Source organism: Streptomyces jeddahensis (assembly GCF_001642995.1).
GTDB classification, from domain to species: domain Bacteria; phylum Actinomycetota; class Actinomycetes; order Streptomycetales; family Streptomycetaceae; genus Streptomyces; species Streptomyces jeddahensis.
Genome location: NZ_LOHS01000178.1, coordinates 1 through 2,601 on the forward strand (window position 1 = coordinate 1; position 2,601 = coordinate 2,601).

Here is a 2,601-nt window from a genome sequence, read left to right on the forward strand (position 1 = left end):
TGTAGGTCTACAACTCCCTCACCTTCGAGATCGACCCCAGCGTGACCGCGGTCAGCGCGATCCTCATCGCCTTCGCGATCCTCGCCCTCGGCCTGGTCGCCCTGGTGCGCTGGATCGGCTCCGGACGGCAGGAATCCCTGCTGTCGGTCGAGAACACGGTCGGAGTCGCCAACCCCGCCGGCGAGGCCGTATGACCACCCACCGATCGTGCTCCCTCAACACGCCATCCTGCGATCAGCGAAAGAGCCACGCGCATGACTGACACGCTCACCGCTCCCTCAGGGGAGTCGGCCTTCCTCGAATCCGTCCCCCGTGGCTTCCTCGCCCACGACTGGCAACCCGCCACCGGCGGTCGCACCTTCGAGGTGCGCAACCCCGCAACCAAGGAAGTCATAGCCACCGTCGCCGACTGCAGCGCACAGGACGCGCTGCAAGCACTGGACGCGGCGGCCGCGGCCGCCGACCAGTGGGCTCTCACCAGCCCGCGGGACCGGGCCACCGTCCTGCACCGGATCACCGACTCCCTGATCGAGCACCGTGAGCGGCTGGCCCGGATCATCACCCTGGAGATCGGCAAGACGATCACCGAAGCCCGGGGCGAGGTCGACTACGCCGCGGCCTATTTCCGCTGGTACGCCGAGGAGGCGGTCCGCCCCCACGCGCGCAGTACACCCTCCCCGGACGGCAGGAGTCACATCGTCACCGTCGCCGAACCGGTCGGGCCCTGCCTGCTGATCACTCCGTGGAACGTGCCGCTCGCCATGGCCGCCCGCAAGGCCGCCGCCGCTCTGGCCGCAGGCTGCACCGCCGTGCTCAAGCCGGCCGCGCTCACCCCGCTGTCCTCCCTGGTGCTGGGCGAGCTGGCGCGTGAGGCCGGCGCGCCCGCGGGTGTCCTGAACGTGATCGCCAGCAGCGACGCGGCAGCGGTCTCCACGGCGCTGCTGGCCGACCCCCGGCTGCGCAAGCTGTCCTTCACCGGGTCCACCCCGGTCGGCAGGCTGCTGCTTCAGCAGAGCGGTGCCCGGGTGCTGCGCACCTCGATGGAGCTGGGTGGCAACGCGCCGTTCCTGGTCTTCGACGACGCCGACCTCGACCTCGCGGTCCGCGAAGCGATGATCGCGAAGATGCGGCTGGGCGGCCAGTCCTGTGTCGCAGCCAACCGGTTCCTGGTCCAGGAGGGGATCGCCGACGCGTTCGCCACGGCACTGGCCGAGCGGATGGCCGCCATACGGGTGGGCCCCCCGGACCGGGAGGACACCGAGCTCGGCCCGCTGGCCGACCACCGTGCGGTGGACAAGGTCCGCCACCTCGTCGAGGACGCCGTGGCCCATGGTGCCGTCGTCATCGGCAAGGCGGACATCCCTGACGGGCCGGGCCACTACGCGGCCCCGACCGTGCTGGACCACGTCCCCGCCGACGCCGCGATCATGCACGAGGAGGTCTTCGGCCCTGTCGCCGCCATCCACCGGTTCTCCACCGAGGCCGAGGCCATAGCGGTGGCCAACAACACCGAGCACGGCCTCGCGTCGTACGTGATGACGTCCCACATCGACCGTGCCCGCCGGGTCGCCGCCCGTCTGCAGGCCGGCATGGTCGCCATCAACCGCGGCTTGGTCTCCGAGGTCGCGGCGCCCTTCGGCGGGGTCAAGCAGTCCGGTCTGGGCCGCGAAGGCGGACCCGAGGGCCTCCACGAGTACCAGCAGCTCAAGTACCTGTCGATGCCCGGCTTCAACACCTGAGCAAGCCGACACGAGCGCGGGGCTCCCCCGCGTCCGGGCCGGCCAACGCAGTGACCGGGGTGACGATCCGTTCCGCGGACACATCCTGAGCCTGATCGGCAACCAGCACGCATCATGCTCGCAGGAACCCACGGCACCCGCGATCCGTGTCCGTGGGTTCTGCCCTCTCCAACGACTTCATGAAGGAGACGGTCGACCGTGGACGGCACCGACGAGAAGATCATCGCCGAGCTGACCCGCAACGCCCGCATCTCGCACTCCGAGCTGGCCGGCAAGGTGCTGCTCTCCCGCAACGCGGTGCGCCAGCGCATCGAACGGCTGGAGCGCCAGGGCCACATCGCCGGCTACACCATCGTCCGCGCGGGCGAGGACACCGGCAATGTCGTCTCGGCGCTAGTCCTCGTCCACCGCCAGGACCGCATGCGCAGGGGCGACGTCCTGGCCGCACTCAAACGCATCCCCGAGGTCGTCATCTGCGAGATCCTCAGCGGCGACTTCGACATCATGGTGCGTCTGGAGGCGGCCTCGCTGGAACGCGTACGGGGCATCTGGGAGGACATCGCCCAGATGCCCGGCGTACGGGACACCGTCACCGCCCTCACTCTGTCCAGCGTCGTCAACCGCCACCGTTGAGCACGGAGTTCAACGGAGCCGGGGTGAGCAGCGCATCGGCGGGGGCTCGCCGGTTACCGTTCCGTGCCAGGGGTTCGCGCCCGGTACGGATACGGTCATTGGACCGCGTCAGTGATGTGGTTGACGCAGACGACCTTGGGTTGGGTCATCTCCTCGAAGGCGAAGCGCACGCCCTCGCGGCCCATGCTGCCGTACTTGAAGCCGCCGAACGGCATGGCGTCGAAGCGGT

General features: G+C 69.8%; 3 protein-coding genes. All 3 read left to right on the forward strand.

Annotation, left to right across the window (positions count from 1 at the left end):
• Positions 1-41 precede the first annotated feature (41 nt).
• The 3 genes from STSP_RS37925 to STSP_RS34105 all read left to right on the forward strand — a co-directional run bounded on the left by STSP_RS37925 (position 42) and on the right by STSP_RS34105 (position 2,372).
• Positions 42-194, forward strand: a complete 153-nt coding sequence (locus STSP_RS37925; protein WP_232789905.1) for a hypothetical protein — start codon at positions 42-44, stop codon at positions 192-194.
• Between the two features lie 60 nt (positions 195-254).
• Positions 255-1,739 carry an NAD-dependent succinate-semialdehyde dehydrogenase gene (locus tag STSP_RS34100; protein WP_067284910.1) on the forward strand — a complete coding sequence of 495 codons (1,485 nt, stop codon included), beginning with the start codon at positions 255-257 and terminating at the stop codon, positions 1,737-1,739.
• Positions 1,740-1,937: 198 nt separating this feature from the next.
• Positions 1,938-2,372 (forward strand): Lrp/AsnC family transcriptional regulator, encoded by a 435-nt coding sequence (locus STSP_RS34105; RefSeq protein ID WP_067284911.1) that lies wholly within the window; start codon positions 1,938-1,940, stop codon positions 2,370-2,372.
• Positions 2,373-2,601 lie beyond the last annotated feature (229 nt).